Below are 26,511 nucleotides of genomic sequence, written 5' to 3'. Positions count from 1 at the left end.
GGGGATGCGCCATACCCCATGCTCTATCACAGGTTTACGGCGCCTAACGGCGTCGGTGTTGGGAGTGATGCGCAATGAATGTTCATATGCAGATCCAGCCGCACATGATCAGCCCGCTTTTGGCGCTGGACATAGAAGCGCTCAGCATGTGCCTTGCAGGACAGGTGGTGATTGCCGGGCATGCGGACTACGTCGCACTAAGGGGCATTGCCAGCAGCCACTGGGACCAGTGCCCCCTGCTTCTGGCCCGTGTTTCCGATGCAGCCGACGTCGCCGATGTCGTCGACTTTGCCCGCCGCAATCAGATCGAACTGGCCGTGCGTAGCGGTGGACTGCCGGCCGGAGAGCACCGTGCTTTCGATGCGGGCGTGGTGATCGACCTGCGCGATCTCAATAGCCTCGAAATTGACCTCGTCGCGATGACGGTATGGGCCGGGAGCGGCCTGACGGCCGCGGACGTGTCGCGCGCGCTCGACAAGCATGGCGTAGCCGTGAGTTTCGGGGATGCCGGCACACTCGGCGTCGGCGACGCCACCCTTGGCGGCGGTATGGGTCACCTTGTTCGCAAGTTTGGCCTGGCCTCCGATGCGCTGGTTGGCGCCGAGATCGTGACGGCCGCCGGGAATGTGCTCACCATCAGCGAAACGAATTATCCGGACCTGCTCTGGGCCCTTCGTGCGGGCGGCCAGTTCGGCATCGTGACGCGCTACTGCTATCAACTCAGCCCGCTGCCCGCTTTCAGCGGCGGCCCTCTGGTCCTGCCGGCTACGCCGGAAATCCTCGACCGTTTCGTGGCCGCAGCGCAGGCAGCCCCCGATGCGCTGACGGCCACGCTGCTGGCCATGCCGGCACCCGGTCTGCCATTCTTGCCCGACGGGGCCAACAAGACCGTCCTCATGGGATTGATGGCCTATGCAGGCTCACCGGACGAGGCGCGCCTTGCCATGGCGCCCTTCCGCGCCCTGACGACGCCGATTGCCGACCTCGTTCGGCCATGCGCCTTTAGCAACATGTACAGGGCCGGGCCGTCGTCCGCGACGGCGGTGCCAGTGCGCCCTGTGTACAAGCCGTCGCTCAATCTGGCGGAGGCAGGCGAAATCCTGGCCCGGCTTGAGCGGTGCGATGCGCAAGGGTGCATGGCGCGGATACGGGTTCTGGGTGGTGCAGCGGCGCGCGGCGGTGACGTGAACAGGGCCGGGCTGGCGATCGAATTCGTTGATCCCGAGGCCGATGGGAATAGCGCGGCGGACCATCGGGCGTGGTCGGATGCGGCGGCGACCGCCCTCGGTGCAGAAAGCGGGCAGGCCACAAGGGTTAATTTCCGCGCCGAACAGGGCGCGGATATGATCCGCATGACTGAACCGGGTTCGGACTGGCAAAGGCTGCAGCGGGTCAAGCAGATGTACGATCCGACCAATCTGTTCCGGTAAAATCGGTCTTCATTCAGCAATGCCGTCCAGACGATCAGGACGCATCAGGCGCCGGCGCTTCCCCCGCCCGGCGCCTTTGCTTTCTGTCGTTCACAACTGACCGAATCGCTCCTGCACCCACCTATTTGAGGGAAGATGCAATTGTTAAAAAATGGTTACTAACACTTGGTTGGAGGGTGAAGTCAATCGATACGATCGGACATTCAGCCATGCGCCGAACCCTGCTGCTTTCGGGCCTTTATGTGTTTGCCCTTACTCTGCTTGCGCTGCCCTATGCGGTTGCGGGCTAATATGGAGAAGTAACCATGCGTCGACTGCCTCGCACCATTGACTTCAATGACACTGACTTCCCGGAACTGGCGGAGATTTTCCGCGCCATCGATGCGGACATTGCGGCTTTGGTGGCCAGTGGCCCTGTCTATCGAGGGGGCCCGGCGCGCCCCGAAGTCAGCGCTGCCAGCCGGCCCAATTCAGGCGAGGAACGCCCGCATCGCCAGGCGGCCTAAAGGGATCATTTGTCCAGCGCGACCGGATTGGACAGGAACAAACTGATGAGATCGGCCTGGCGGTCGGTCTCGGTTTTCCGGAACAGGTTCTTGAGAGTGTAGCTCACCGTGTTGCGCGATAGGCCGAATTCATCGGCAATTTCGTCAATTCTCATGCCCTGCACCAGGGCCAGCGCCAAGCGGGTTTCCGCCGGAGACAGACCGTAAAGCTGAGCGACGGCTTCTGTTGCGTCGCTGGGGCGCCATTCCGGATCCGTGACGAACAGACCAACGGCGGGTTCCCCTGTCTGCGCTGCTCCGCGACCGAGAGGACAGGCCACGGCAATCAACGGTCGCTTGCCGCTATTGCGCGTCAGCGCGACCGCATCCGTGCCATGCCGGTTTCCCTGGGCCATGCGTTGGATAGCCGTTTCCACGATGTCCCTGAGCGCTTGGGTCTGTGCCGGTTTTTCGCCACGCAACAAACCTTCGCGCGACAGGGTGATGCCGTCGGCTTCATCGAGCAATTCGTCAGCACGCCGGTTGCGGAACAGCACTTTGCGATCGATGTCGATGAGAAAGACGCCCACGGCAATGCGGTTGAGGGCTTCGTCTGCGCCCATCAATGCGGCGCGCAGGCCGCGGTTTTCGGGCTCTTCGTGCGGCATCGCGCCCTTGATGCGTGAAACCTGGTCGAGGCGGGCCGATATGGTGATCAGCATGAGGTCGAAATCGATCGGCTTGGTCAGGTAATCGTCCACCCCCGCCTGCTTGCCTGCAATGATGTCCTGTCGCCCCGCCAGCGCCGTCAGGAAAATGAAGGGCAGGTCTGCGAGCCGGTCCTCTTCCCGAACCCGCCGCAGCAGGTCTATGCCGGACATGCCGGGCATGGTGATGTCACACAGGACCAGATCGTAGTGTTCGCTTTGCAGGAGGGCGAGCGCCTCTTGCCCGTCACCTGCCTGATCGACATCGAAGCCGGCAGAAACCAGCTCTTCGCACATGTCGGCACGGAGGTCTGCCTCGTCTTCAACGCACAGTAGCTTCGCACTCATCTCGGGCCGCACCCAACGCTCACACAATGCGGGGGATTCCCGACATTGACGCCATATTGCTGCGGAGCAACGCACAGGTCCAGCGATCTGGTCGATGAATTCCGCTCAAAGCCTTAACCATCAGCGCTCATGGCCAAGAAAAGTTCGTCAATGACAGGGAGATGACGACAGTTTTATGACGCTGTCTTGAGGTTCATGTTCCGGCAAATTCTGCGGTGTTCGCCGCGGAAATTTCGCCGTCGCGACAGTCTGCGGTCATTTTCCGATCCGGTGTCGCCAAGTCTTTCCTGCACCACGCAAATAGGTGGGGAAAAGCGGCGCTCCTTTGGCTAATACTAAGCCCATCAGCGTCGTCCCCAACGGCTCCTGAACTCCTCCTGACCTCCAAGACCCCTGCCGCCCTGCTCCCCCAGCCGGGCGGCTTTTTTATTCTGCATCATGGTGTTGCCTGCAGGATTGGTTCTCCGGGGCCCGTCCAAAAGGGTGGGGCAAAAAACCGGGCCAGGGTCTATGAAGAAGGGGAGGCCGGCTTGGGGGCAGGCTTCCGTTCTTCGACAGGGAGCTGCCCTCGATGTATGTGCGCAAGGCCACCCGCCGCCGTTTCTTTCGGGCCAGTTTTATCGTCCTGGCGCTGGTGCTGATGGCGCCGAAGCTGGAGCTGTCCGAGGTTCCTCAGTTGTCGGCCGTACTGATTGCGGTCGGGCTGGAGACGCCGCGCGCCAGCTAGCGCGCCAACCTTAACCATCTTGGAAAGTTTGCGCCGCCCGCGCCAGCCGGATGCCTGCTGACTGAGGCGCCGCCAAAGCTCAAAGGCCTTGCGCTTGCGGAGCGGCACTTCGCAGGCTTGGCTCCCGGTCAAATCAGGATAGTCTGGCGACAGTGCAGGGGCCAGGATTGCCGTGACCGATACCATTCCAGAACAGGCGGCCCTGATCGGGCAGGCCCGCAAGCTGCAGGCCATGCTCGAGTCGGCCGTCGACGCCATCATCACCATCGATGGACGGGGAATTATCACCACGGTCAACCCGGCGGCGGCTCGGCTCTTCGACTATCCGAAGGACCAGTTCATCGGACGCAACGTGCATTTCCTGATGCCCGAACCCTATCACTCCGCCCATGACGGCTATATCGCCAACTATCGCAATACCGGTTCGGCCAAGATCATTGGTATTGGCCGCGAGGTGACCGGTCGCAAGCGCGATGGCTCGACCTTTCCCATGCACCTGGCCGTCAGCGAGTTCGAAATGGATGGACGGGTGCATTTCACCGGCATCATCCATGACCTGTCGAGCCAGAAGGCCACCGAACAGGCCCTGCGCCATGCGCACAAGATGGAGGCGATGGGGCAGCTGACCGGGGGGATCGCCCACGACTTCAACAATCTGCTCACCGTAATCATCGGGAATCTCGAAATGCTCGAAGCCAGGCTCACCACGACCGGCCAGCGCGAACTGGCCACCGAAGCGCTGGAAGCCGCGGACCTGGGCGCGCGGCTGACGGCGCGGTTGCTGGCCTTTGCGCGCCGGTCGCATCTTGAACCTGAAGTGGTGAACCTCAACGATTTCGTGCTCGGGCTCACCGACATGCTGCATCGCACCATGGGGTCGACGATCGCGCTCTCCAACACGCTGACGCCCCGCCTGTGGATGACACGGATCGACCCTTCGCAGGTGGAAAGCGCCATCGTGAACCTCGCCATCAATGCGCGCGATGCCATGCCCCAGGGCGGACGGCTGATCATCGAGACGAGCAATGTGTCGGTCGACCCTGCCATGTCCGAAGACCTCGACGGACTGGTCCCTGGCGACTATGTCCGCCTGTCGGTGGCCGATACCGGCCTGGGAATGCCGCCCGATGTGCGCGAGCGGGCCTTTGAGCCCTTCTTCACCACCAAGGAGAAAGGCCGGGGCACGGGGCTTGGATTGTCCATGATCTATGGCTTTGCCAAGCAGTCTGGCGGCCACGCCACGATCTATAGCGAGCCCGGGCGGGGGACGAACGTCAATATCTACCTGCCACGCCATGGCGCAGCGACGCAATCTGCCGCCTCCGATGATGCCGAAGCAGCACTCGAGACCGGCAAGACCATCCTTGTGGTCGAAGACGATCCGCGCCTGCGCAAACTGACGGTCAATCGCCTCGAAACGCTCGACTATAGGACGCTGGTCGCGGCCGACGCGCAGGAGGCGCTGAGGATCCTTGAGGGGGGCGCGCATGTGGACCTGGTCTTCACCGATATCGTCATGCCCGGCATGTCAGGATACGCACTGGCGCGGCAGGTTGCCGAGCATTGGCCCGGGCTGCCGGTGCTGCTGACTTCCGGCTATGCCGACGAACTGGTGCGGCGCGATGAGGACGCCCTTGCCCATCTCAAGGTTCTGGGCAAGCCCTATCGCCTCACCGACCTGGCGCAGGCCATAGCCGAGGCGCTTGAGAGCGGCAGGTAAACCGGGTGCGTGACAACCAAACGTGGGTGAGACGAGCCGGGAAAACCGCTAGCTGAAACTGCGTGGCGTAAAACTGTAGCCGGCGCCGCGCACGGTCTTGATGATCTGCGGGTGACGCGTGTCGGCTTCGATCAGCTTGCGCAGCCGGGCTACCTGATTGTCGATGCTGCGATCATTGGGCGACCAGTCGTGACCCTTGAGCAGGTCCATGATGCGGTCGCGGTCGAGCACGGTATGGGCATGGCGGCAGAACAGCAGCAGCAGGTCAAACTCGCCGGTGGTGAGCTCGATATCGCCGCCATCCGGGCCTGACAGGCTCCGGCGAGCCGGGTCGAGCACGAAGCCATCGAAGCGGATTCTCTCCGTGGCTGGCGTTGCGGGAGCTGTACTGCCGACGCTGCGCCGGAGGACGCTGCGGATGCGGGCAAGCACTTCGCGCAGGTGGAAGGGCTTGGCGATATAGTCATCGGCGCCGATCTCAAGACCGACAATGCGATCGATCATGTCGCCCTTGCCTGTGATCATGATAATCGGCACGTCCGAAACCTGGCGGATGCGCCGGGCGATTGCCAGACCGTCGGCGCGCCCGAGATTGAGGTCGAGGGTGACGAGGTCGGTGCCGCCGCGCAACGCCGCCTCGATATTCTCGCCATCGCTCGATTCACTGACGCGATAGCCTTCGTCCTCGAAGCATCGGCGCAGCATGCGGCGGATCTGGGCGTCGTCGTCGACGACGAGGATATGGTGCGTCTGCATCGAACGGGGGCGGAATCTCGCCGTTACAATCGGTTACAATCTTCGGATAGGCCGATTACCTTGCCATGGTCAATTCCGTTCCGCCACAGCCAGCGGAGCCCCCCGATGTATCTCTTCCCCCACGCAGCCCCGGATACAGCCCCGCTCGAGCGGTCCGTTGCTGACAGTCCCGGACGCACCGTTGGGGCGACTACCGTGCTCTTTCACGAGGGCGACAGCGCCGACGCGCTCTATGAAGTGGTGACCGGCGTGTTCCGGGCGACCAAGGTTTTTCAGGACGGGCGTCGCCAGGTCGTCGCTTTCGCCTATCCCGGCGACATTATCGGCTTCGGCCATGGCGCGGCCTATCGCTTCGATTGCGATGCCCTGACAGCGGCACGGGTGCAGGTGACGACGCGTGGTGATCTCGGCCAGGCGCTGCGGAGCCGGCCGGATCTGGGCGAGAAGCTTCTCGCCATGGCGGCCGGGGAAGTCGCCAGCATGCATGACCTGTCGGTGCTGCTCTGCCGCAAGTCGGCGATGGAGCGCATTGCCGGCTTCCTGCTGTCGCTGGCCGGGCGCACCGGCAAACTTGGCAATGACCGGCGGGTCAACCTGCCCATGTGCCGTGCCGATATTGCCGATCACCTGGGGGTGACCATCGAGACGGTGAGCCGCAATCTGACCAAGCTCAAGCTGCGCGGGATCATCGACCTGCCCGGTCGCGGTAGCTTCGTCATCCGCGATCTGGCCCGGCTGCAGCAGCAGGCCGAAGGCGAGACCGTGGTGCACTAATCCAGATGTCGCGTGACCGTGTCGCCATTGCCCATTTCCCGAGCTCTGCCGCTGCCCTGCGCACGCGCATGGCCCTGGTTGCGCAGGGGGGCGCGCCGCGCGCCTTTCTGGCCGAGGCCGATGGACCATGTTACCTGGAAGTGACGCTGCCCCAGCCGCTGGAGCGGCGCCTGCTCGATATTCTCCTGGGTAGTGATGCGACCCTCGTGGATGTCCACGACGCCTGAGATGAGGCCATCCTTGTTGGTCAAGGCATTAGCCATCTTTGCGCGCAGTGGCGTGGACCACCCGAACAAGTCGGGTGGTGACAATGGGGGAGGGATTGGGTCAGCGGGCTTGGGTGTTCAACCGGCAGAGCTAAAGCCGGTAAATCCGCCGGGCATTGCCGCTGAGCAGCTTTGCCTGTTCGGCTTCGCTCGCTCCCGAAATGATCTCGCGCGTTGTGGTCACCCAGTCGGTCAATGTGCCGCCAAGGGTGACGACGGGGTGATCGGAGCCCCAGACGACGCGGTCCCAGCCGAAACAGTCCACGATGTGTTCGACATAGGGGCGCAGCTGGTCGACCGTCCAGTTCGGGCCGGCATAGGCCATGATGCCGGACACCTTGGCATTCAAATTCGGCAGCTGTGACAAGGACTTGATGTTTTTGCGCCAGGGGCCGGGCTGGGACATGTCAATGTCCTGGGCACCGCAATGGTCGAGGATGAAGGTCACCTCGGGGCAGCGGCGTACCAGGGCCTCGCCGATGGGGAGCTGGTCGTGGCGGACGCAGAGATCGAAGGTGAGTCCATAGGCTGGAAGCCGCTTCAGATTTTCCGCAAAGAGGGTGGTCTGGCTGACCTCGTCGGGCACCTCGTGGAGAATCCGGCGCAGGCCGCGGACGCCGGACATGGACGCCAGCCGCTCCAATTGCGCTGGAAAATCAGGACTTTCCGGGCGGCAGGCGGCAATGGCGCCGACCACGCCCTCGAGGTGGAGGACATAGCGCGTTTCGTCCTCGATATCGGCCTCGGCGACGTCGACTTCCATATGGAGAGCCGCTTCGATCCCGAGCGGGCGCGCCTCCTGGAGATAGCTTCCGATGTTCCAGTGGCCGCTCAGGGGATGGGCCGCGGAAATCCACGGATAGGAAAAGCGATCCGGGTAGATCAGGTGCAAATGCGTGTCGATGATGGGAATCATATTCTACCCCTGAAGTCGAATTTGCTAGCAGACTGTTAGCACTGGACGGAACATTGCGGTCAGCCCCGTTAGCGCCTGACGCCGAGACGGCTCATTTTCTCGCTGAGGGTGCGTCGTGGCACCTGCAGGGCCTCGGCGGCGGCGGCGATGGAGTTTTCGTTTCGGTCGAGTTCGGCCTCGATGAGATGGCGCTCATAGGCGGCGAGACGATCTGCCAGGGAGACACCCGACGGGACAGATGGCGGACGCTGGCCGATCATGTCGCCGATGGACCGTCCGGTGGCGCCGAGGCCGAGGGCGAAGCGGTCCGCGGCGGCCTTCAACTCGCGCACATTGCCGGGCCAGGTGTGTGAGACAAGGGCGCTGATATCGGCCGGGTGCAGGGCCGGCGCGGGGCGGCCGAAGCGGCGGGCGGCATCGGCGAGGAAATGGTGGAAGAGGATGACGCAATCGTCGCCGCGGTCGCGCAGTGGCGGCAAGTCGAGGGTTGCCATGTTGAGCCGATAGTAGAGATCGGACCGGAAACGGCCGGCCTGACTCTCCGCGGCGAGATCGACCTTGGAGGCGGCGATGATGCGGATGTCGAGCGGGATCGACCGGTTGGAGCCGAGGCGCTCGACGACGCGCTCCTGGATGACGCGCAATACCTTGGCCTGGGCGAGCAGCGGCATGCTCTCGATCTCGTCGAGCAGCAGCGTGCCGCCATTGGCGAATTCGAACTTGCCGACGCGCTGGCCGGAGGCGCCGGTGAAGGAGCCGGCCTCGTGGCCGAAAAGCTCGCTTTCGATGAGGTCGGCGGGAATGGCGGCGCAATTGACGGCAACGAAGGGCCCCTTGGCGCGCGGCGAGAAATCGTGGAGGCACCGGGCGGCGACTTCCTTGCCGGTGCCGGTTTCGCCCAGGAGGATGATGTCGGCCGGGATGGCGGCCAATTCGAGCACCGAGCGCCGGAGGTCCTCCATGACCCGCGAGGCGCCGACGAGCCGGGTGGAGAGCTCGCTTTCGCCGCCATCGAGCTTGCGGCGCAGGTCGGCCAGCTCGCGCTTCAACCGCGCCTGTTCGGCGGCGCGGGAAATGGAATGGACCAATTGGTCGGGCACATAGGGCTTTTGCAGGAAGTCGAAGGCGCCGGCGCGCATGGCCTCGACGGCCATGGGCACATCGCCATGGCCGGTGATGAGGATGACCTCGGTGGGCAGGCCCCGCTCGGCGATGGAGCGCAGGAGGTCCAGCCCGGAAAGGCCGGGCATGCGCACATCGGTGAGGACGACATGGGGGTGCCGGTCGTCGATCACGGCAAGCGCCTCCTGGGCATTGGAGGCAGTGGCCGTGTCGAAACCGGAAAGGCGCAGCCACTGCTCGAGCGCGGTGCGGACCATGTCTTCGTCGTCGACGATGAGGATGGTGGGGGTCATGGGTTCAACGCTTCTTTTTTCTCACCACCGTCCCAACTGCCTCCGCGCCGCCCTCGGGCTTGACCCGAGGGCCTGCCTGGGAGCCACGATGGTCAGGACCGTGCTTGATGGAAGTGGCCCTCGGGTCGAGCCCGAGGGCGGAACCGTGATGCGGGTAATCTAAAGGGGTCATAACTTTCTTCCCTTGCGCCTCTCCATCGCTGACCCCTCATCCGCCCTTCGGGCACCTTCTCCCGCAAGGGGAGAAGGCGAAGGAGCCGGAGTATTAGCGGTGAGCGAAAGTGCCACCGGCAGCGTCACGGTGAACGTGCTGCCCTTGCCCTCTCGCGACCGTACCGTGATGGTGCCGCCGCTGTCGCGGACGAGGCCGTAGGAGATGGCGAGGCCGAGGCCGAGGCCCTTGCCTGAGGGCTTGGTGGTGAAGAACGGGTCAAACAGGGTGGCCATGTCGGCTTCGGCAATGCCGGTGCCGGTATCGGCGATGGTGATGCGGGCGGCGCTGCCCTCTGACGATACGCCGATGGAGAGTACGCGCAGCGGCGCCTCCTGCATGGCGTCTGAGGCATTGGCGATGAGGTTTATGAGAACCTGTTCGAGATGGACAGGATTGGCTGCGACCACGATGGGCGGGCGGGGGCGGCGATATTCAATGTCGACGCCGACCTGCCTCAGTCGATGGTCGGTTAGGTCGAGTGCATTTGCTATGGCTGCGCCGATATCGGCCTGCATGGGGCTGGTGGTCTGCTTGCGGGAAAAGGTCTTGAGGTGGCTGGTGAGGGTGGCGAGGCGTTCGACCACCTTGTCCATGGCGCTCAGGATCGGCCCCATTTCGCTGCCGCCGCGACGCTGTTCGATGAGCCGGGCGCTGGCCATGTGGGTGGCGAGAGCCGCGACCGGCTGGCTGACCTCGTGGGCAACGCCGGCCAGGGCCTGGCCGAGACTGGCGAGCTTGGCCGCCTGCACCAGTCCTTGCTGGGCATCCGCCTCGGCCTTTTCGGCGCGGATGCGCTCGGCAATCTCGCCGCGCAGCTGCTCGTTCATGGCATGCAGGTCCTCCGTGCGCTCGGCCACGCGCAGTTCGAGCTTGATGTGATCTGCAAGGCGCTGGGCGACGAGGCGGCGGCGCTGTTCGAGCAGCACGATGATGAGAAGGAGCGCCGCGCAGGCGAGGGCGGCGGCCGTGGCCATGGTGATGGCGCCGCCATAGAGCGGGGCGAGCGGCGAGAAGGCGAGCAGCCGCCAGCCATGCTTGGGCAGGCGCAGTTCCTCAAGCACGAAATAGCCCGAGGTCTCGGGATCGGAGCCGGCGAGCAGCGCAAATTCGCCGCCGCGCGAGAACCATCGGTCGGTGATGATGCCTGCATTCTCGACCCCGTTTTCGCCATAGCGCTGCTGGTCGGCAATGGCGGCGAACTGACTGCGCGGTATGGTCTGGAGCGGCCGATAGCGCCAGTCGGGGCGCGTGGAAAGGATGACGACATCGTTCACGTCAACAATGCCGATCAGCTCGCCCGACCGCCACCAGGCGGCTTCGATCTCACCGAGATTGATCTTGGTGACGGCGACGCCCAGCGGGCCATCGGGTCCTTCGACGCGCTGCGACAGGAACAGGCCCGGTACGCTGGTGGACATGCCGAAGGCGTAATACTCGGCGCGACCTCTTGCCATGGCGTCCGCAAAATAGGGGCGGAAGGAATAATTGGTGCCGACCAGGCTGGTGAGCGTCCACCAGTTGCTGGCGGCCACCACGCTGCCCGTATCTTCCATCAGGAAGATTTCGCTGGCGCCCGCCGTCTCGTTGAGCTTGCTGAGAAAGCCGTTGGCCGCTTCGACGGCGGCGGGGTCGGCGGGGTTGTCGAGAGCGGCGCGGGTTTCAGGCGCCTGTGAAATGGCCACGGGCAGGTAGTGGTAGCGCTCGATGATGGCTTCCAGCGTGCGGTCGAAAAGGGCCAATCGCCGCTGCGACTGGGTTTCGACGTCGCGTACGGCGGCGCTGAGCGTCACTTCAAAGGCGACCCAGAAAACCATCAGCACAAGCGCCAGCGAGCCGCTGGCAATCCAGAGATGCCGCGGGGCGAACAGGTTTCGCCATGTTGGGTTGTTCTGCCCCATTTCACTCCCGATCTGGCAAGAACTTGCCGGAGGTTCCGGCAAATTTCGGCAAGTTCTTGCCAGAGGAGTTAACATGATCCGCGGCAATTGCATATCTGCCTTGCGTTTTTGCTTTGGCACGCGGATTGCAACGGTGGGAACGAGCCCGGAAAGCCGGGTCCCCCGGGGAGGACATCGGGGACATGTATTTTGGGAGGACAACAAGACCATGAAGACCATATTCAAGACCTTTGCCCTTGGCCTTGCCGCCAGCACGATGCTGGGTTCCGCCGCCATGGCGCAGGACTACCCGACCCAGCCGGTGACCATTGTCGTGCCGTTCTCGGCCGGCGGCCCGACCGATACGGTGACGCGCCTCGTGGCTGCGGCGATGAGCGAAGATCTCGGCCAGCAGGTCGTGGTGCAGAATGTGGGCGGTGCCGGCGGCACGCTGGGCGCCGGCCAGGTGGCGGCCGCCGCCAATGATGGCTACACCCTGCTGCTGCACCATATCGGCATGTCGACGGCGCCCTCGCTCTATGCGAGCCTGCCCTATGATCCGATGACCGATTTCGCCACGATCGGTCTTGTCACCGAAGTCCCGATGACCGTGGTGGCGCGCAAGGACTTCGAGCCCGAAACGCTGGAAGACCTCGTCGCCTATATCAAGGAAAACGGCGAGAACATCACCTATGCCAATGCCGGTATCGGCGCGGCGAGCCAGCTCTGCGGCCTCCTGATCATGGATGCGCTCGAGACCAAGATGACCGAAGTGCCCTATCAGGGGACCGGCCCGGCCATGACCGACCTGCTCGGCGGGCAGATCGACATGATGTGCGACCAGACCACCAATACGACCAACCAGATCCAGGCCGGCGAAATCAAGGCCTATGCCGTGACCACGCCGGAACGAATTGCCGTGCTGCCTGACGTGCCGACGCTGGCGGAGGGCGGGATCGACAATTTCAACCTTTCGATCTGGCATGGGCTCTACGCCCCGGCCGGCACTGACCCGGCCATCATCGAACGCCTGACGGCCTCGCTGCAGAAGGCTCTGGCCGACGAAACCGTGGGCAACAGCTTTGCAGAGCTCGGTACCTATCCGGTGGCCGCCGACCAGGCCACGCCGGCTGCGCTGAGCGAGAAGCTCGAAGGGCAGATTGCCCTGTGGGCAGAAGTCATCGCTGCCGCGGGCGTGGCTGCGCAGTAAGCGTGAAGGGGCGCCGCGGCAAAAGTTGCGGCGCCCTCGCGTTTTTCCACGGAGTCATTCCCGCGAAAGCGGGAACCCCTGTTTGCGGTGCAGCATCAGGGAAACGGAGGTTCCCGCTTTCGCGGGAATGACCCTGTGAAAGGGCCGGGATAACCGGCGCAGCATATCGGGGGAGGAACCATGGCGCTCAACGCATCTAAAAACGACCTGGCATCGGGGGCGATGTTCATCGCGTTCGGCGCCTATTTTGCGCTGGAAGCATCGCGCTACGATTTCGGCACGCCCTTCCGCATGGGGCCCGGCTTCATGCCGGTGGTGCTGGGGGGCGTGCTGATCCTTCTGGGGATCGTCGTGGCGGCCAAAGGCATCGGCAAGCCCGATGAGGAGACGCCTGCCCCCTGGCCGTGGCGCGGCATCGCGCTGGTGCTGGGCACGATCATCTTCTTTGCCGCCACCATTCGCGGGCTGGGCTTCATACCGGTGGTGCTGATCTCGGGCTTTGCGACGGCCATGTCGTCAAGCCGGAACACGGTGTTGCAGGCGCTGATGATCTCGGCTGGCCTGTGCCTGCTCTGCTACCTCATTTTCATCGTCGGTCTTGGCATGCTGGTGCCGATGGTCGGCCCCTGGCTGCGGTTCTAGGAGCGGATCGATGGACCTTTTCTCTTCGCTGTCACTGGGCTTTTCGGTCGCGCTCGATCCGTCCAATGTCCTCTACTGCTTCCTTGGCGTGCTCTTGGGCACCCTGGTGGGGGTGTTGCCGGGCATCGGGCCGACGGCAACTATCGCCATGCTGCTGCCCATCACCTTTTCGCTCAATGCGGAAACAGCGCTGATCATGCTGGCCGGCATCTACTACGGTGCCCAGTATGGCGGCTCGACCACCGCCATTCTCATCAACCTGCCGGGTGAAAGCTCCGCCGCCGTCACTGCGATCGACGGCTACCAGATGGCCCGCAAGGGCCGTGCGGGCCCGGCGCTGGCGGCGGCGGCCCTCGGGTCCTTCTTTGCCGGGTCGGTGGCGACCTTCCTCCTCGCCGCCTTTGCCCCGCCGCTGGCGCGGGCGGCGCTCAATTTCGGGGCGCCCGAATATTTCTCGCTTATCGTGCTGGGCCTCCTGGTCTCCATCGCACTGGCGCATGGCTCGATATTGAAGGCGCTGGGCATGATCGTGCTCGGGCTGCTGCTGGGCATGGTGGGGCAGGATATCTATACCGGCACGCCGCGCTTTACCTTCGGGCTGCGTGAGCTGTTCGGCGGGCTCAATTTCGTGGCCGTGGCGGTGGGCGTGTTCGGCATTGCCGAAATCCTCCGCAACCTCGAAAACGAGCGCGAGCGTGAAGTGGGGGTGACGGCGGTCAAGAACCTCTGGCTGACGCGCGAGGATTTCCGCCGCATCATCGCGCCGGTCCTGCGCGGGACCGGGCTGGGCTCGGTGCTGGGCGTGCTGCCGGGCGGAGGGCATATCCTCTCGTCCTTTGCCTCCTATTCGGTGGAAAAGCGCGTCTCCAAGCATCCCGAAGAGTTCGGCAAGGGCGCCATCGAGGGCGTGGCGGGGCCGGAATCGGCGAATAATGCCGCGGCGCAGACCTCGTTCATTCCGCTGATGACGCTGGGCATTCCGGCTCATCCTGTCATGGCGCTGATGATCGGAGCCTTCATCCTCCAGGGCATCACGCCGGGCCCCAATGTGATCAACGAACAGCCGGCGCTGTTCTGGGGCATCATCGCCTCGATGTGGATCGGCAACCTGCTGCTGGTCATCCTCAACCTGCCGCTGGTGGGGCTGTGGGTGAAGATGCTCTCGATCCCCTACCGCGTGCTGTTCCCGGCCATCGTGCTGTTCGCCTGCATCGGCACCTTCTCGATCAACCAGAATGTCTACGACATCTATGCCATCGCCTTCTTCGGCATCGTCGGATACCTGCTGATCCGCTTCGGCTGCGAGCCGGCGCCGCTGCTCCTGGGCTTCGTGCTGGGACCGTTGCTGGAGGAGCATCTGCGGCGGGCGATGATCATTTCGCGCGGCGACCCGATGATCTTCCTCGAGCGGCCGATTTCGGCAACGTTGCTGGCCATGGCGCTGGCGGCGGTCATCGTGGCGGTGCTGCCAAGCATCCGCAAGAAGCGCGACGAGGTCTTCGTCGAGGAGGACTAAGGGCCCACGCCAGCCCTCCCCCTGGGCGGGGGAGGGAGCAGCACCGCCCTAGCGCGGACCGACCAGCGAGGCGTCGACCGAAGCCGGGCGACCGGCAAGGCTCAGGGCACTTTCACGGCGCGGGGCAGAGGCGATCACCTTGCCCGACTTGATGACGGCGAGGCGACTGGGTTTGAGGCGGATGGCTTCGATCGGGTCGGCGGCCTGGAGGAGGACCATGTCGGCCTTGTTGCCCACTTCGATGCCGTAGCCATCGAGATGCATGATCTTTGCCGGGCCCGATGTGACCAGATCAAAGCAGGTGCGCATGGCCTCGCGGCTCGACATGTGGCCGATATGGAGGCCCATCGAGGCGACTTCGAGCATGTCGGCCTGGCCCAGCGAATACCAAGGGTCCATGACGCAGTCGTGGCCGAAGGCGCAGGTAATGCCATAGGTCAGCATTTCGGGGATGCGGGTCATGCCGCGGCGCTTGGGATAAGTGTCGTGGCGGCCCTGGATGCCGATATTGATCAGTGGATTGGCGGTGGCGCTGACCCCGGCCTCGGCCATCAGGGGCAGGAGCTTGCTCACGTAGTAATTGTCCATGGAATGCATGGAGGTGAGGTGGGAGCCGTTGACGCGACCGCCGAGGCCGAGGCGCTGGGTTTCGTAGGCCAGGGTCTCGATGTGACGGCTCAGCGGATCGTCGGTCTCGTCGCAGTGGAGATCGACCAGCAGGCCGCGCCTTTCGGCGATTTCGCACAGGGCTTTCACCGAGGCCGCGCCGTCGGCCATGGTCCGCTCGAAATGGGGGATGCCGCCGACCACGTCGACGCCCATGTCTAGGGCGCGGTCCAGCAGGTCGACGGCGCCGGGGGAACGGTAATAGCCATCCTGCGGAAAGGCGACCAGTTGCAAGTCGATATAGGGTGCGACCTGCTTTTTGACCTCCAGCAAGGCTTCGACCCCGAGCAGTCGCTCGTCGCAGATGTCAACATGGCTGCGGATGGCCAGGAGCCCCTGCGACACGGCCAGGTCGCAATAGTCGAGCGCGCGCTGGATCACGGCGTCCTGGGTCAGGAGCGGCTTCAGCTCACCCCAGATCTGGATGCCTTCGAGCAGGCGCCCGCTTTCATTGTAGCGCGGCAGGCCGAGCGACAGCGTAGCGTCCATGTGGAAATGCACGTCGACAAAGGGCGGGGAGACGAGCTGGCCCCGGGTGTCGATGATGTTTGCGGCCTCGCCGGCGAGGTTCGGTTCGAGCGCGGCGATGCGGCCGTTGTGGATGCCGATGTCGATGCCGGTGCGGCCGTCGGGGAGGGTGGCATTGGTGAGCTTGAGGTCGAACATGGTTTGCCTTCGATTGCTGGCAGTAGATCTATGCTCATCGTCATTGCCGGGCTTGTCCCGGCAATCCAGTTTGCGGCGGGGTGGACCACCGGGACAAGCCCGGTGGTGACGAAGGAGTGGATGGGGTGGCGGGTCTAGTGCCTCTGCCCCCGTGTCCAGGGTTGCAGCAGGGCGCGGGGATAGTCGGCTTTGCGGGCGACCAGCACCAGCGCGAGGATGGACAGGAGATAGGGCATCATCAGGAAGACCTGGCCGGGCACGACCTGGCCGATCTCGGCCTGGAGGCGGATCTGGAAAGCGTCGAAGGCGCCAAAGAGCAGGGCCCCGAGCAGGGCCTTGCCGGGTTGCCATGAGGCAAACACGACAAGGGCAATGCAGATCCAGCCCCGGCCATTGACCATGCCGAAGAAAAAGGCGTCGAAGGCCGACATGGTGAGGAAGGCGCTGCCCAAAGCCATCAGGGCCGAACCGACGACGACCGCCCCGACGCGGAGGCCGATGACCGAGAGGCCCTGTGCCTCGACCGAGGCGGGATTGTCGCCGACGGCGCGGATAGCGAGCCCGAGGGGTGTGCGGTAGAGCACGAAGGCGACGACGCCCACGAGGACCAGGGCCAGCCAGGTCAGCGCGGTTTGCGAAAACAGTGCCGGGCCAAGGAAGGGGAGGTCGCTCAAGACGGGAATGTCGAGCGGCTGGAATGGCGTGATGCGCGGCGGCGTCGAGACATTGGGCAATGCGGTGCGATAGGTGAAGTAGCTGGCGCTGGTGGCGAGCAGCGTGATGCCGATGCCCGAGACATGCTGGGAGAGGCCCAGAATAACGGTGAGGAAGGCGTGCAGCAGGCCGAACATGGCGCCTGCCGAAGCCGCAACCAGCACACCACCCCAGAGGCCGGCACCGAGATAGACGGCGAGCCAGCCGGCCATGGCGCCGGCGACGAATATGCCCTCGATGCCGAGATTAAGCACGCCGGAGCGTTCGCAGATCAAGGCGCCCAGAACGCCGAAGATCAGCGGCGTGGCGATGCGGATGGCGGCGGCCCAGAAATTGGCGGAGGCGAGGATTTCGAGAACGGTGTCCATGGTCAGGCCTCCACATGCCGGGCAGCGGGGACGAGGCGGAAGCGCAGGAAGAAGCTGCCGACGAGGACGCAGAGCAGGCTCAGTGCCACGACAAGATCGGCAAGGTAATTGGAAATGCCGGTGGCGCGGCTCATCGAGTCGGCGCCGACAAAGACAGCCGCGATGAACACTGCCGACAGCACCGAGCCGATCGGCGAGAGGCCCGCCAGCATGGCGACGACAATGCCCGAATAGCCGAAGCCCGGCGACAGGTCGGTCGAAAGATAACCCTTGACCCCGGCGACTTCGCCGACGCCGGCGAGACCGGCGAGGCCGCCGGAAATCAGCGCGACCTTGAGCATGGTGGCATCGACTGGAATGCCGGCGAAGCGGGCGGCAGCCTTGTTCTCGCCCACGGCCTTGATCTCGAAGCCGAGTACGGTGCGCTTGACCATGAGCCAGAGGATGATGGCGGCGACGAGGCCGACTACGAGGCCCCAATGCATGCGCAGGCGCGGGATAAGCTTGTCGAACCTGGCCTCAGGTATCAGCGGCACCGATTGCGGCCAGCCCATGGCCAGCGGGTCCTTGATGGGGCCTTCGACCAGCATCTGGATGAAGAGGATGACGACAAAGTTGAGCAACAGGGTGATGACGACTTCGTCGGCGCCGAAGCGCTGCTTGAGGATGGTGGGCACGACCATCATCAGCCCGCCGGCGAGAAAGCCCGCCAGCATGATGGCTGGAATGGCCAGGAGTGGCGGCATTTGCAGGAAGCCCGAGCCGACGATGACCGCGGCCAGTGCGCCCATGTAGAGCTGGCCCTCGGCGCCGATGTTCCAGAGGCGGGCGCGAAAGGCGACGGCGGCGGCGAGGCCGGTGAGGATCAGGGGCGTCGCGCGGTTGAGGGTTTCGGAAAGCGCAAACATGGACCCGAAGGCGCCCTGCGCCATCAGCAGATAAGCCTCAAGCGGGTTCTGGCCGGCGGCCATGACGGGGATGGCAACCAGCAGAAGCGCCATGAGGCCTGAGGCAATCGAGACCGAGAGGCGCAGGCCAAGGGAGACGTCAGCGCGGGGTTCGAGGCGGAACATCATGAGGCCAAGGTCTCCGGCGCTGCAGCATGACCGGCCATGAGCAGGCCAATGGTGCCGCGATCGAGCGTGTCGGCCGGGCCGGCATCGACCAGTTCCCCGGCGTGAATGACGAGAAAGCGGTCGGCGAGAGTGAAGAGCTCGTCGAGATCCTCGGAAATGACAAGGATAGCGGCGCCGCGATCGCGCGCTGCGATGATGCGGCGGTGCACCTCCGCCTGCGCGCCGATGTCGAGGCCGCGGGTCGGCTGATTGGCGAGGATGACATTGGGTTCGCGCTCAAGCACACGCGCCAGGATCAGCTTCTGCACATTGCCGCCGGAGAGCAGGCGTGCCTCGGCATCGGGGCCGGGGCAGCGAACGTCATAGGTGGCAATGGCGGCTTCGGCACGGGCGCGCATGGCCTTGCGATCGAGCAGGCCATAGCGCGACAGGTCGGGCGAGCGCACGTCCTCGATGGCGATATTGTCGGCAACACTCATGGTTCCCACGACCCCGTCATGCTGGCGGTCCTCGGGCATGCGGGCGACGCCCGCTGCGACGAGGCCCCGCGGGCTGGCCTTGGCGATGGGCCTTCCATAGAGGCGGACCGTGCCGCCCTCCGGCAGGGCAAGTCCGGACATCAGGGCTGCAATACTTGTCTGTCCATTGCCCGACACGCCGGCCAGGCCCACAATTTCACCGGCCCGCAGCGCGAAGGTCACGTTTCTGAGCGCCGTGCGATCGCCGGGCCTGCCCATAGTGACCGTATCAAATTCAAGCAGGGCCTTGCCCACATTGCCAGGCGTGCGGGAGACGGACGCGACCGCCTTTCCAACCATGAGGTCGGCTATGGCGCGGCGGTCGGCCGATGCTGTCGTCAGTTCACCGGCTTTCTGCCCGGCGCGGAGCACGAGGATGCGGTGCGAGACAGAGAGCACTTCGCCCAGTTTGTGGGAAATGAAGATGACGCCCAGCCCGTTGGCGGCGAGACGACGCAACACGCTGAACAGGCCCTCGGCCTCCTGCGGGGTGAGGACGGCGGTGGGTTCGTCGAGGATGAGCACGCGCGCGTCGCGATAGAGCGCCTTGAGGATTTCCACGCGCTGTTTTTCGCCCACGGTGAGGCCGGCGACGCGTCGGTCGAGATCGACGTCGAGGCCGCTTTCGGCGACGAGCTTCTGCACTTTCGCCCGAGCCTCGCTGCGGTTGCCGCGCGAGAACAGCTTTTCCGTGCCGAGGCGGATATTGTCGAGGCCGGAGAGGTTTTCGGCCAGGGTGAAATGCTGGTGCACCATGCCGATGCCCGAGGCCAAAGCCGCGCCGGGCGAGCCTGATGGCAGCGTGATCATGGCGCCGTCGGGCGCGGCGACGCGAACCGTGCCTTCGTCCTGCACGTAATGGCCGAAGAGAATGTTCATCAGCGTGGTCTTGCCCGCGCCGTTCTCGCCCAGCAGCGCCAGGATCTCGCCTTCATGCAGGTCGAGGGAAATCGCATTGTTGGCGATGAGCGGGCCGAAGCGCTTGGTGATGCCGGTCAGGGAGAGCAGGGGATTTTGGTCGGTCATGGGCCTGCTTTCACTGGTAGGGCCAGATGCTCGCCCTTTCACTGTGCCGCCCTCGGACTTGATCCGAGGGCCATTATCACGTTCCGCGGTATTGGCGAGTTGCCCTCGGATCAAGTCCGAGGGCGGCGCCGAGTTTGGAACGCTGTCATAGCCTGCTCCATCGTCATTGCCGGGCTTGTCCCGGCAATCCAGTCTGCGGAGACATGGACCACCGGGACAAGCCCGGTGGTGACGATGAATTGGAGATGCAGGTCCCTTACTGCGTCGAAGTCGGTTCCGCGTCGTTGATTTCAACCGTGAAGCTCTTGTCGAGGATGGTGGCCTCGACGGCCTTGGCGGCTTCTACCGCTTCGGCGCCGGCCAGTTCCTCGTCGACCACCATGGACGAGCCGCCATATTCCATGAAGGCGTAGATGCCGTAGTCGGAGGCGGTAAAACTGCCGGCCTTCACGTCGGCAATGGCCTTGTCGATCATCGGCTCACCATGCCAGAGCGCGGAAGCCAGGATCGTGCCCGGATAATCGGCTGCGGTGTCGATGACATTGCCGATGGCATAAATACCGCGTTCCTTGGCGGCGTCGCTGACGCCGAAGCGTTCGGCATAGAGAATGTCGGCGCCGGCATCGACCATGGCGAAGGCGGTCTCCTTGGCCTTGGGCGGGTCATACCAGGAGTTGATGAAGCTCACCGAGAATTTCGCATCCGGATTGACCGACAGGGCACCGGCCATGAAGGCGTTCATCAGCCGGTTGACCTCGGGAATGGCATAGCCGCCCACCATGCCGATCTGGTTGGACTCGGTCTTGAGGCCGGCGATGATGCCCGTGAGATAGCTCGGCTCGTGGATGAAGTTGTCGAAGGTTGCGAAGTTCGGCTCCACCGGCGGCAGTGACGAGCCCATGAGGAAGGCGATCTCGGGATAGTCGGCGGCAACCGTGCGGGCCGGCTGCTCGACGCCAAAGGCCTCGCCGACCATCAGGGCCACGCCCTGCTCGGCATATTCGCGCATGACGCGCTCATAGTCGGTATTGGCGATGTTTTCGGAATAGACATAGTCGATCTCGCCCCGCTCTTCGGCGGCGACAAGCGCGTTATGCAGGCGGCTGGCCCATTGCTGCTCGACCGGCACGGTCCAGATGGCCGCGACCTTGGTGACGTCCTGCGCGAAGGCGACCCCGCCTGTGAAGGTGAGGGCAGTGGTCAGGCTGAGAGCCGCGATGACGGCGCGGCGATTGAGATTTCCCATTTGCGTTCCCCGTTTGATGCTTTGTTGGTCAGTTCTCCCTGCTGAGCATCTAGCGGGCAGGGAGAGTATTGTGGAAGGGGGCAGTGGTGGTGTCCCCCCGGTGTTGCGGCATGGCGTGATGCGCTCCCTCTCCCTTTGGGGGAGAGGGTTGGGGTGAGGGGGCCTTTGGCCCAAGCGGAAAGGCCCACTCACCCGGCGCTGCGCGCCGACCTCTCCCCCAAGGGAGAGGTGAGAAACATAAAAGGCGCGCCGGGTGGCGCGCCTTGGGGTTAGTCAGCGGAAGGCCGGGATGACGTGCCTGCCGTAATTGGCGATGATTTCTTCCTCGTCGCCACTATCGAGGTAGATGTTGAACTGGGTGACGCCCGCCGCCTCCAGGTCCTGGATCTTCTTGACGTGATCCTCGGGCTCGCCGAGGACGCAGAAACTCTCCACCACATCGTCGGTGATGAAATCGAGATAGGGATTATCGGCCTGGCCGTGCTTGGAATAGTCGTAGCCGCGGCGCTTTTCGATATAGGATGTCAGCGCGGCCGGGACCTTGTCGCTGTCGGCACCATATTTCTCGACAATGTCGGCGACGTGGTTGCCGACCATGGCGGGGAACCACTTCACATGCTCGATGGCGCGCTTCTTGTCGCCGAAATAGGCGGGCGCGGCGGCCATGGAGCGGAAATTGCTCATGTCCTTGCCGACAGCATTGCCGGCCTCGATGCACTGGTCGGTGAACCATTTGCAGAGGCCCGGATCGGCAATCTGCAGCACGACGCCATCGGCACTTTCGCCGGCGGTCTTGAGCGCCAGCGGGCCATAGGCGGCGATCCAGCTGGGCATATCGTGGCCGACCGCCCAGGGGAATTTCACCGGGGCCGGGATCTCGCCATAGGTGACTTCCTCGCCGCGCACCATGGCCTTGGTCTTGTCGATGAATTCCGCGACGCGCTTCAGGGTAGCCGGCTTCTTGCCCATGACGCGCATGGAACTGTCGCCACGGCCGACGGCAAGGTCGAAGCGCCCGCCCGACTGCTTGGAGAGCGAACCGAAAATCGAGGCGGCGACCGACCAGTCGCGCACGTCAGGATTGGTGACCAGCGGGCCGAAGCGCATGTCGGTCGTGTGTTCCATGCACATGGCAATGGCAGCGTAGCAATCGCGCCAGAGAATGTGGCTGTCGTAGAACCAGCAATAGGAGAAGCCGGCATATTCGGCGGCGCGCACCAGGTAGCGGGCGCGCTCGTGTTCGATGAACCCCTTGAAGGTGATGCCGAATTCCATGTTTCCCCCAGGCTCCCTTTGCTGTCAGAAATTTGACCAGCCGATCAAATTTTTGAGTGCACGAGCCCCGATTGTCAATCGGGTATTTGCAGGGAAATGGGGTCGGTGGCGTCGTCATAGACAATGAGCGGGCGCCCCGCTTCCGGATCGGGCAGGAGGCGGGCGCGGACACCATAGACGGCGTCGAGCAGGCGGGGGGTCAGGACCTCCGCCGGCGCGCCCTGGGCGGCCAGACTGCCACCCGAGAGCACGACAAGATGATCGCAGAAGCGGGCAGCAAGGTTGAGGTCGTGCAAGGCCAGCAACACGGTCATGCCGGCCGCGGCCCGGCGGCGGAGCAGGGCGAGCAGCTGGAGCTGGCCTGATATGTCGAGGTGGCTGGTGGGTTCATCGAGCAGCAGGAGGCGGGGCTGTTGCGCCAGGGCCCGGGCCAGATGCACGCGCTGCTGCTCGCCGCCCGAGAGCGTGTCGAAGCGGCGGACAGTGAAGGCAGACATGCCGGTTTCGGCGAGGGCGGCCTCGACAATGGCGGCGTCGACGGGATCGGGCGCGGACTGCCAACTGGCTTCGTGCGGAATGCGGCCCAGGGCAACGACGTCGCGCACCGTAAGGCGTTCTTCTGTCGAGGCCGACTGCTCGACCAGCGCCACAATGCGGGCCCGCTCGCGGCGCCCCATGCCGGGCAGGTTGTTGCCCTCATATGTGGCGGTACCGGCGGCCGGGATGAGGCCGAGGATGGCCGATAGCAGTGTCGACTTGCCCGCGCCGTTGGGGCCGATCAGCCCGGTGACGGCACCTGATGGAGCAGTGAAACCGACATGGTTGACGAGGGGCCGGCCCGATTTGAGGACTGAAAGCCCGGAGACGACAAGGCTCATGTGATCCTCCGGAAGCGCAGGAGGATGAGGAGGAAGATCGGCGCGCCGATGATGGCGGTGATGATGCCGACGGGCAGTTCGCGCGGATCGAACAGGGTGCGGGCGGCGGTATCGGTCCAGAGCATGAAGAGCGCCCCGACCAGCATGACATGGGGCAGCAGGACGCGATGCCTGGAGCCCAGGGCGAGGCGCACGGCATGGGGCACGACGAGGCCGACAAAGCCGATGGCGCCGCCAATGGCGACCATGATGCCGGTGAGCAGGGCCGTGGCGCCAAGCAGGGTCCAGCGCAGGCGGGGCACGTCGACGCCCAGAGACGCGGCGGCCGTATCGCCGAAGGCGAAGGCGTCAAGGGCGCGGCCGGAGAAGAGAATGATGGGGCTGCAGAGGACCAGCGCGATTGCGGCGAGACCGGCATCGGCCCAGAGCGAGCCCGAGAGCGAGCCCATGAGCCAGGAAAGGATTTCGCGATAGCTGTCGCCGGTGGCGTACCAGAAGATCAGCAGCGAGGTCAGCGCCGAGGCGAGCGCCGAGATGCAGATGCCGGCGAGGATCGCGCGGCTGGGCGTGGCGCCACCGAGGAGCCGCGCGATGAGCAAGGCCATGGCCAGGGCGCCGAGGCTGCCGAAAAAGGCGCCTATGGGCATGAAGAGGGCAAGGCCGATCAGGGCGAAGCTGACGGCGCCGAGCGCGGCGCCGGAGGAGAGGCCGAGCAGGTAGGGATCGGCCAGCGGATTGCGGGTCAGCGCCTGCATGACCGTGCCGGAGAGGGCGAGCCCGGCACCGACGCCAAGGGCGGTCATCACGCGCGGCAGGCGCAATTCCCAGACAATGGCATCGCGTAGCCGCGACACCGGGCTTTCGGGCAGGAGGCCGAGATGGTGGAGGATGACCGCCCAGACCTCGCCGGGGGTGATCTCGGCCGGGCCGAAGGTGACAGCGATGATGGCGCTGAGAAGGACGAGCAGCGCGAGGATCGGGAGGGAGAGGCGGGTCATGGGTGGTGGCCGCTGAAGTCTACCCCCACCCTATCTCTGCTATGGCCTGACGGCCAAGCGGCGCTACCCTCCCCACAAGGGGGAGGGAGGTGGCCAGCACAGGCGCTCCGGTCCTGCGCCTCCCTCCCCTTGATGGGGAGGGAATGAGGGTGGGGTGACATGAGGCTAGTTCATTCCCCGAAGTCCAGCCCCGCCAATTGCGCCGCCATGTCCGCCGTGGCCGGCACATTGCGCACGCCGGCTTCGGCGGCGGGGAAGGGGACCACGAGGTAGCGCTGGTTTTTCACCGCATCGAGCTCCTTGGTGATCGGATTTTCGGCCAGCAGCGTCTTCTTCTGCTCGGCCGAATTCCAGGCGGCGTCGACCAGCACGATGACATCGGGATTGGCGTCGACCACGGCTTCCCAGCTGGCCGAGGTCCAGCCCTCATCCACGTCGGCAAAGATGTTGGTGAGGCCAAGGGCCTCCATGATCATGGCCGGAGCACTGCTGCCGGCGCCGACATAGGGGGTCTTGGTGCCCGAGGAATACCAGACGGCGCTGCGGCCATTGGGGTCGGCGGGGATGGCGGACAGGATGGCCTGCTGTTCGGCTATGAGGGCGGCGGCGGCGTCCTCGACGTCGAAAATGGCGCCCATTTCGGCGATTTCGGCAAAGAGCTGGTCAAAGGTCAGCTTGACCGGCTTGATCGAGCGGCAGGCGGCGGGGGCGACATAGGTATCGACGCCGAGCGCATCGAGGGTGGGTCGTTCACCGGCGCCATCGGCGGCGAAATTGCTCTCCCAGCCGCCATAGATGAAATCGGGCTCGGCTTCGAGCACCACTTCCTGGCTGGGCAGTTTGTCGGAGAGCACGGTGAGGTCCGTGGCCAGATGTTCGGGCAGGGGGCCATCCTGGAAGCCGACGCCGACAATCTTCTCAGCAAGGCCGAGCGAGAGCAGCAGCTCCGTGGCGGTGGACTTGATGGCGACAACACGCTCGGGCGCGGCGTCGAAGGTGATGATCTGGCCGCAGTTCTCGATAGTGAGCGGGTAGGTGGTGGCGGCGAGGGCGGGGGAGGTGAGAAGAGTGAGGGCGATGGACGTGAGGACGAGCTGACGCATGCTGCGGTTCCTGCGGTGAGCGTTGTTTAGCGCCCCCTCTCCCTGGGGGGAGAGGGGGGGGTGAGGGGGCCTTGTTCTGGTTCGGGCGAGCCGTGCCAGGCCCGCTCACCCGGTCCTGCGGACCGACCTCTCCCCCCAGGGAGAGGTGAAGAATTGAGTTCCGCCAGGGCGGCTTCGTAGCCGAGGCGGTATGCTTCGGCCGAGCCGAAGCGGAACATATCGTCGTCGCCGGTGCGGCTGAGGGTGCGGGCGCCCGGCGCATCGAGGCCGAGCACGAAACGCCCGAGCCCGCGCACCACGGCGACGGGGATGCCCGAGGTCTTACCCTTGACCAGGTCGGCGGCCCCGGCGATTTCGTCGGCTACAACGGCCTGGGTGACATGCAGCGGCCGGCCATTTGCGTCATTGCTGCCGCGCAGGTCGTCGCTCAATTGCACACCGGCGGCGCCGATGGCCATGTCGGTCTGGCCAATGCGCCAGGCCCGTCCAATGGTGTCGGTGATGATGACGCCGAGGTCCACGCCGAAGCGGGTCCGAAGGCCCGCACAGAGGGCGCGCGCCGATGCATCCGGATCGGCGGGGAGCCGAAGCGCCGTGCCCTCAGGAACATTGGACATGTCGATGCCGGCGGCGGCCATGACCAGGCCCTGCCGCGTCTCGACAATGCGGAAGGTGCCGCCCGGATGCACGCGCTCGGCCACGACGCGCACCGTATCGGCAGCAATGGCCTGCTCGCGCTCGGCGGCGGGCACCTGCATGCCTTCGGATTTCGAGACGATTTTGCTGGTGACGACGAGAATGTCGCCAGCCTGGAGGGCGGCGTCGGGGTCGGATGCGGCCTGGGCCTCAATGGCAGTCGCGATAAGGGCGACGAGGTCGTCGCCGGGCTGGATTTCCGGAATGCCGGGAATGCCCCAGACGGAGAAGCGGGGGGTCATTGGAGCTCCTCACTAAACTTGGGTCCATGTTCACCC

The 26,511-nt window shown here is 64.7% G+C and carries 24 protein-coding genes; 9 read left to right on the top strand and 15 right to left on the bottom strand.

The genetic code is table 11. From position 1 onward, the window contains the following. Positions 1-74 precede the first annotated feature (74 nt). Together MQW79_RS08610 and MQW79_RS08605 are read left to right on the top strand one after the other, a co-directional pair. Positions 75-1,430 (top strand): FAD-binding oxidoreductase, encoded by a 1,356-nt coding sequence (locus MQW79_RS08610; RefSeq protein ID WP_476588010.1) that lies wholly within the window; start codon positions 75-77, stop codon positions 1,428-1,430. Positions 1,431-1,735: 305 nt separating this feature from the next. Further along, positions 1,736-1,936, top strand: coding sequence for a hypothetical protein (locus MQW79_RS08605; RefSeq protein ID WP_476588009.1), 201 nt, complete (start codon positions 1,736-1,738; stop codon positions 1,934-1,936). Between the two features lie 5 nt (positions 1,937-1,941). On the opposite strand, the gene MQW79_RS08600 is transcribed toward MQW79_RS08605, so the two are convergent. Then, entirely contained in the window at positions 1,942-2,970 is a 1,029-nt protein-coding gene (locus MQW79_RS08600; RefSeq protein WP_476588008.1) for a response regulator, read from the bottom strand. A 571-nt stretch (positions 2,971-3,541) separates the two neighbouring features. On the opposite strand from MQW79_RS08600, the gene MQW79_RS08595 reads away from it, so the two are divergent. Together MQW79_RS08595 and MQW79_RS08590 are read left to right on the top strand one after the other, a co-directional pair. Further along, complete coding sequence (locus MQW79_RS08595; RefSeq protein WP_476588007.1) at positions 3,542-3,697, top strand: hypothetical protein; 156 nt, start codon at positions 3,542-3,544, stop codon at positions 3,695-3,697. A 172-nt stretch (positions 3,698-3,869) separates the two neighbouring features. Then, complete coding sequence (locus tag MQW79_RS08590) at positions 3,870-5,417, top strand: PAS domain S-box protein (protein ID WP_476588006.1); 1,548 nt, start codon at positions 3,870-3,872, stop codon at positions 5,415-5,417. Positions 5,418-5,465: 48 nt separating this feature from the next. Here MQW79_RS08590 and MQW79_RS08585 read toward each other — a convergent pair whose 3' ends face one another. Further along, positions 5,466-6,173 carry a response regulator gene (locus MQW79_RS08585; protein WP_476588005.1) on the bottom strand — a complete coding sequence of 236 codons (708 nt, stop codon included), beginning with the start codon at positions 6,171-6,173 and terminating at the stop codon, positions 5,466-5,468. A 105-nt stretch (positions 6,174-6,278) separates the two neighbouring features. On the opposite strand from MQW79_RS08585, the gene MQW79_RS08580 reads away from it, so the two are divergent. Both MQW79_RS08580 and MQW79_RS08575 read left to right on the top strand, forming a co-directional pair. Then, entirely contained in the window at positions 6,279-6,947 is a 669-nt protein-coding gene (locus MQW79_RS08580; RefSeq protein ID WP_476588004.1) for a helix-turn-helix domain-containing protein, read from the top strand. A 5-nt stretch (positions 6,948-6,952) separates the two neighbouring features. Continuing rightward, complete coding sequence (locus tag MQW79_RS08575) at positions 6,953-7,174, top strand: hypothetical protein (protein WP_476588003.1); 222 nt, start codon at positions 6,953-6,955, stop codon at positions 7,172-7,174. Between the two features lie 130 nt (positions 7,175-7,304). On the opposite strand, the gene MQW79_RS08570 is transcribed toward MQW79_RS08575, so the two are convergent. From MQW79_RS08570 to MQW79_RS08560, 3 genes are all read right to left on the bottom strand, one after another. Next, a complete protein-coding gene (locus MQW79_RS08570; RefSeq protein ID WP_476588002.1) occupies positions 7,305-8,129 on the bottom strand; it encodes an amidohydrolase family protein in 825 nt (274 codons plus the stop codon). A 68-nt stretch (positions 8,130-8,197) separates the two neighbouring features. Beyond that, entirely contained in the window at positions 8,198-9,544 is a 1,347-nt protein-coding gene (locus MQW79_RS08565; RefSeq protein ID WP_476588001.1) for a sigma-54-dependent transcriptional regulator, read from the bottom strand. Positions 9,545-9,712: 168 nt separating this feature from the next. After that, the gene (locus MQW79_RS08560) at positions 9,713-11,656 is read right to left on the bottom strand and encodes a sensor histidine kinase (protein WP_476587999.1); all 1,944 of its coding nucleotides are present in this window, start codon (positions 11,654-11,656) and stop codon (positions 9,713-9,715) included. A gap of 208 nt (positions 11,657-11,864) precedes the next feature. Here MQW79_RS08560 and MQW79_RS08555 point away from each other — a divergent pair, with 208 nt between their 5' ends. The 3 genes from MQW79_RS08555 (at position 11,865) to MQW79_RS08545 (ending at position 15,003) form a co-directional block, all read left to right on the top strand. Next, entirely contained in the window at positions 11,865-12,845 is a 981-nt protein-coding gene (locus MQW79_RS08555; protein WP_476587998.1) for a tripartite tricarboxylate transporter substrate-binding protein, read from the top strand. 180 nt (positions 12,846-13,025) lie between these two features. Next, positions 13,026-13,487, top strand: a complete 462-nt coding sequence (locus MQW79_RS08550) for a tripartite tricarboxylate transporter TctB family protein (RefSeq protein WP_476587997.1) — start codon at positions 13,026-13,028, stop codon at positions 13,485-13,487. 10 nt (positions 13,488-13,497) lie between these two features. Beyond that, positions 13,498-15,003, top strand: a complete 1,506-nt coding sequence (locus tag MQW79_RS08545; protein ID WP_476587996.1) for a tripartite tricarboxylate transporter permease — start codon at positions 13,498-13,500, stop codon at positions 15,001-15,003. 48 nt (positions 15,004-15,051) lie between these two features. On the opposite strand, the gene MQW79_RS08540 is transcribed toward MQW79_RS08545, so the two are convergent. The 10 genes from MQW79_RS08540 to cofE form a co-directional block, all read right to left on the bottom strand. Continuing rightward, positions 15,052-16,335, bottom strand: a complete 1,284-nt coding sequence (locus MQW79_RS08540; protein WP_476587995.1) for an amidohydrolase family protein — start codon at positions 16,333-16,335, stop codon at positions 15,052-15,054. Between the two features lie 134 nt (positions 16,336-16,469). Beyond that, on the bottom strand, positions 16,470-17,417 hold the full coding sequence (locus MQW79_RS08535) for an ABC transporter permease (protein WP_476587994.1): 948 nt from the start codon (positions 17,415-17,417) through the stop codon (positions 16,470-16,472). A 2-nt stretch (positions 17,418-17,419) separates the two neighbouring features. After that, positions 17,420-18,490: an ABC transporter permease gene (locus MQW79_RS08530; RefSeq protein ID WP_476588205.1), complete on the bottom strand. Its 1,071-nt coding sequence runs from the start codon at positions 18,488-18,490 to the stop codon at positions 17,420-17,422. Further along, complete coding sequence (locus tag MQW79_RS08525; RefSeq protein ID WP_476587993.1) at positions 18,490-20,037, bottom strand: ABC transporter ATP-binding protein; 1,548 nt, start codon at positions 20,035-20,037, stop codon at positions 18,490-18,492. Before MQW79_RS08525 ends, MQW79_RS08530 begins: the two co-directional genes overlap by 1 nt. A 256-nt stretch (positions 20,038-20,293) precedes the next feature. After that, positions 20,294-21,283 carry a BMP family protein gene (locus MQW79_RS08520; RefSeq protein ID WP_476587991.1) on the bottom strand — a complete coding sequence of 330 codons (990 nt, stop codon included), beginning with the start codon at positions 21,281-21,283 and terminating at the stop codon, positions 20,294-20,296. Positions 21,284-21,556: 273 nt separating this feature from the next. Continuing rightward, the gene (locus MQW79_RS08515; protein ID WP_476587989.1) at positions 21,557-22,558 is read right to left on the bottom strand and encodes a TIGR03842 family LLM class F420-dependent oxidoreductase; all 1,002 of its coding nucleotides are present in this window, start codon (positions 22,556-22,558) and stop codon (positions 21,557-21,559) included. 74 nt (positions 22,559-22,632) lie between these two features. Next, on the bottom strand, positions 22,633-23,436 hold the full coding sequence (locus MQW79_RS08510) for an ABC transporter ATP-binding protein (RefSeq protein WP_476587988.1): 804 nt from the start codon (positions 23,434-23,436) through the stop codon (positions 22,633-22,635). After that, on the bottom strand, positions 23,433-24,434 hold the full coding sequence (locus MQW79_RS08505; RefSeq protein WP_476587987.1) for an iron chelate uptake ABC transporter family permease subunit: 1,002 nt from the start codon (positions 24,432-24,434) through the stop codon (positions 23,433-23,435). The genes MQW79_RS08510 and MQW79_RS08505 overlap by 4 nt, the downstream gene beginning before the upstream one ends. A gap of 170 nt (positions 24,435-24,604) precedes the next feature. After that, positions 24,605-25,537: a putative F420-0 ABC transporter substrate-binding protein gene (locus tag MQW79_RS08500; protein WP_476587986.1), complete on the bottom strand. Its 933-nt coding sequence runs from the start codon at positions 25,535-25,537 to the stop codon at positions 24,605-24,607. Between the two features lie 26 nt (positions 25,538-25,563). After that, complete coding sequence (gene cofE, locus MQW79_RS08495; RefSeq protein WP_476587985.1) at positions 25,564-26,475, bottom strand: coenzyme F420-0:L-glutamate ligase; 912 nt, start codon at positions 26,473-26,475, stop codon at positions 25,564-25,566. Positions 26,476-26,511 lie beyond the last annotated feature (36 nt).

Source organism: Devosia sp. Micro-HW1 (genome assembly GCF_056341075.1).
This window is presented reverse-complemented; position numbering and strand designations above follow the sequence as displayed.

What these genes read in the sequence shown, in the direction of transcription:
- MQW79_RS08510 (WP_476587988.1), bottom strand. Translation starts at nt 23,436, where the DNA reads ATGAGCCTTGTCGTCTCCGGGCTTTCAGTCCTCAAATCGGGCCGGCCC.
- cofE (WP_476587985.1), bottom strand. Translation starts at nt 26,475, where the DNA reads ATGACCCCCCGCTTCTCCGTCTGGGGCATTCCCGGCATTCCGGAAATC.
- MQW79_RS08595 (WP_476588007.1), top strand. Translation starts at nt 3,542, where the DNA reads ATGTATGTGCGCAAGGCCACCCGCCGCCGTTTCTTTCGGGCCAGTTTT.
- MQW79_RS08610 (WP_476588010.1), top strand. Translation starts at nt 75, where the DNA reads ATGAATGTTCATATGCAGATCCAGCCGCACATGATCAGCCCGCTTTTG.
- MQW79_RS08520 (WP_476587991.1), bottom strand. Translation starts at nt 21,283, where the DNA reads ATGGGAAATCTCAATCGCCGCGCCGTCATCGCGGCTCTCAGCCTGACC.
- MQW79_RS08540 (WP_476587995.1), bottom strand. Translation starts at nt 16,335, where the DNA reads ATGTTCGACCTCAAGCTCACCAATGCCACCCTCCCCGACGGCCGCACC.
- MQW79_RS08505 (WP_476587987.1), bottom strand. Translation starts at nt 24,434, where the DNA reads ATGACCCGCCTCTCCCTCCCGATCCTCGCGCTGCTCGTCCTTCTCAGC.
- MQW79_RS08525 (WP_476587993.1), bottom strand. Translation starts at nt 20,037, where the DNA reads ATGACCGACCAAAATCCCCTGCTCTCCCTGACCGGCATCACCAAGCGC.
- MQW79_RS08515 (WP_476587989.1), bottom strand. Translation starts at nt 22,558, where the DNA reads ATGGAATTCGGCATCACCTTCAAGGGGTTCATCGAACACGAGCGCGCC.
- MQW79_RS08580 (WP_476588004.1), top strand. Translation starts at nt 6,279, where the DNA reads ATGTATCTCTTCCCCCACGCAGCCCCGGATACAGCCCCGCTCGAGCGG.
- MQW79_RS08570 (WP_476588002.1), bottom strand. Translation starts at nt 8,129, where the DNA reads ATGATTCCCATCATCGACACGCATTTGCACCTGATCTACCCGGATCGC.
- MQW79_RS08575 (WP_476588003.1), top strand. Translation starts at nt 6,953, where the DNA reads ATGTCGCGTGACCGTGTCGCCATTGCCCATTTCCCGAGCTCTGCCGCT.
- MQW79_RS08555 (WP_476587998.1), top strand. Translation starts at nt 11,865, where the DNA reads ATGAAGACCATATTCAAGACCTTTGCCCTTGGCCTTGCCGCCAGCACG.
- MQW79_RS08550 (WP_476587997.1), top strand. Translation starts at nt 13,026, where the DNA reads ATGGCGCTCAACGCATCTAAAAACGACCTGGCATCGGGGGCGATGTTC.
- MQW79_RS08565 (WP_476588001.1), bottom strand. Translation starts at nt 9,544, where the DNA reads ATGACCCCCACCATCCTCATCGTCGACGACGAAGACATGGTCCGCACC.
- MQW79_RS08530 (WP_476588205.1), bottom strand. Translation starts at nt 18,490, where the DNA reads ATGTTCCGCCTCGAACCCCGCGCTGACGTCTCCCTTGGCCTGCGCCTC.
- MQW79_RS08535 (WP_476587994.1), bottom strand. Translation starts at nt 17,417, where the DNA reads ATGGACACCGTTCTCGAAATCCTCGCCTCCGCCAATTTCTGGGCCGCC.
- MQW79_RS08545 (WP_476587996.1), top strand. Translation starts at nt 13,498, where the DNA reads ATGGACCTTTTCTCTTCGCTGTCACTGGGCTTTTCGGTCGCGCTCGAT.
- MQW79_RS08605 (WP_476588009.1), top strand. Translation starts at nt 1,736, where the DNA reads ATGCGTCGACTGCCTCGCACCATTGACTTCAATGACACTGACTTCCCG.
- MQW79_RS08585 (WP_476588005.1), bottom strand. Translation starts at nt 6,173, where the DNA reads ATGCAGACGCACCATATCCTCGTCGTCGACGACGACGCCCAGATCCGC.
- MQW79_RS08500 (WP_476587986.1), bottom strand. Translation starts at nt 25,537, where the DNA reads ATGCGTCAGCTCGTCCTCACGTCCATCGCCCTCACTCTTCTCACCTCC.
- MQW79_RS08600 (WP_476588008.1), bottom strand. Translation starts at nt 2,970, where the DNA reads ATGAGTGCGAAGCTACTGTGCGTTGAAGACGAGGCAGACCTCCGTGCC.
- MQW79_RS08560 (WP_476587999.1), bottom strand. Translation starts at nt 11,656, where the DNA reads ATGGGGCAGAACAACCCAACATGGCGAAACCTGTTCGCCCCGCGGCAT.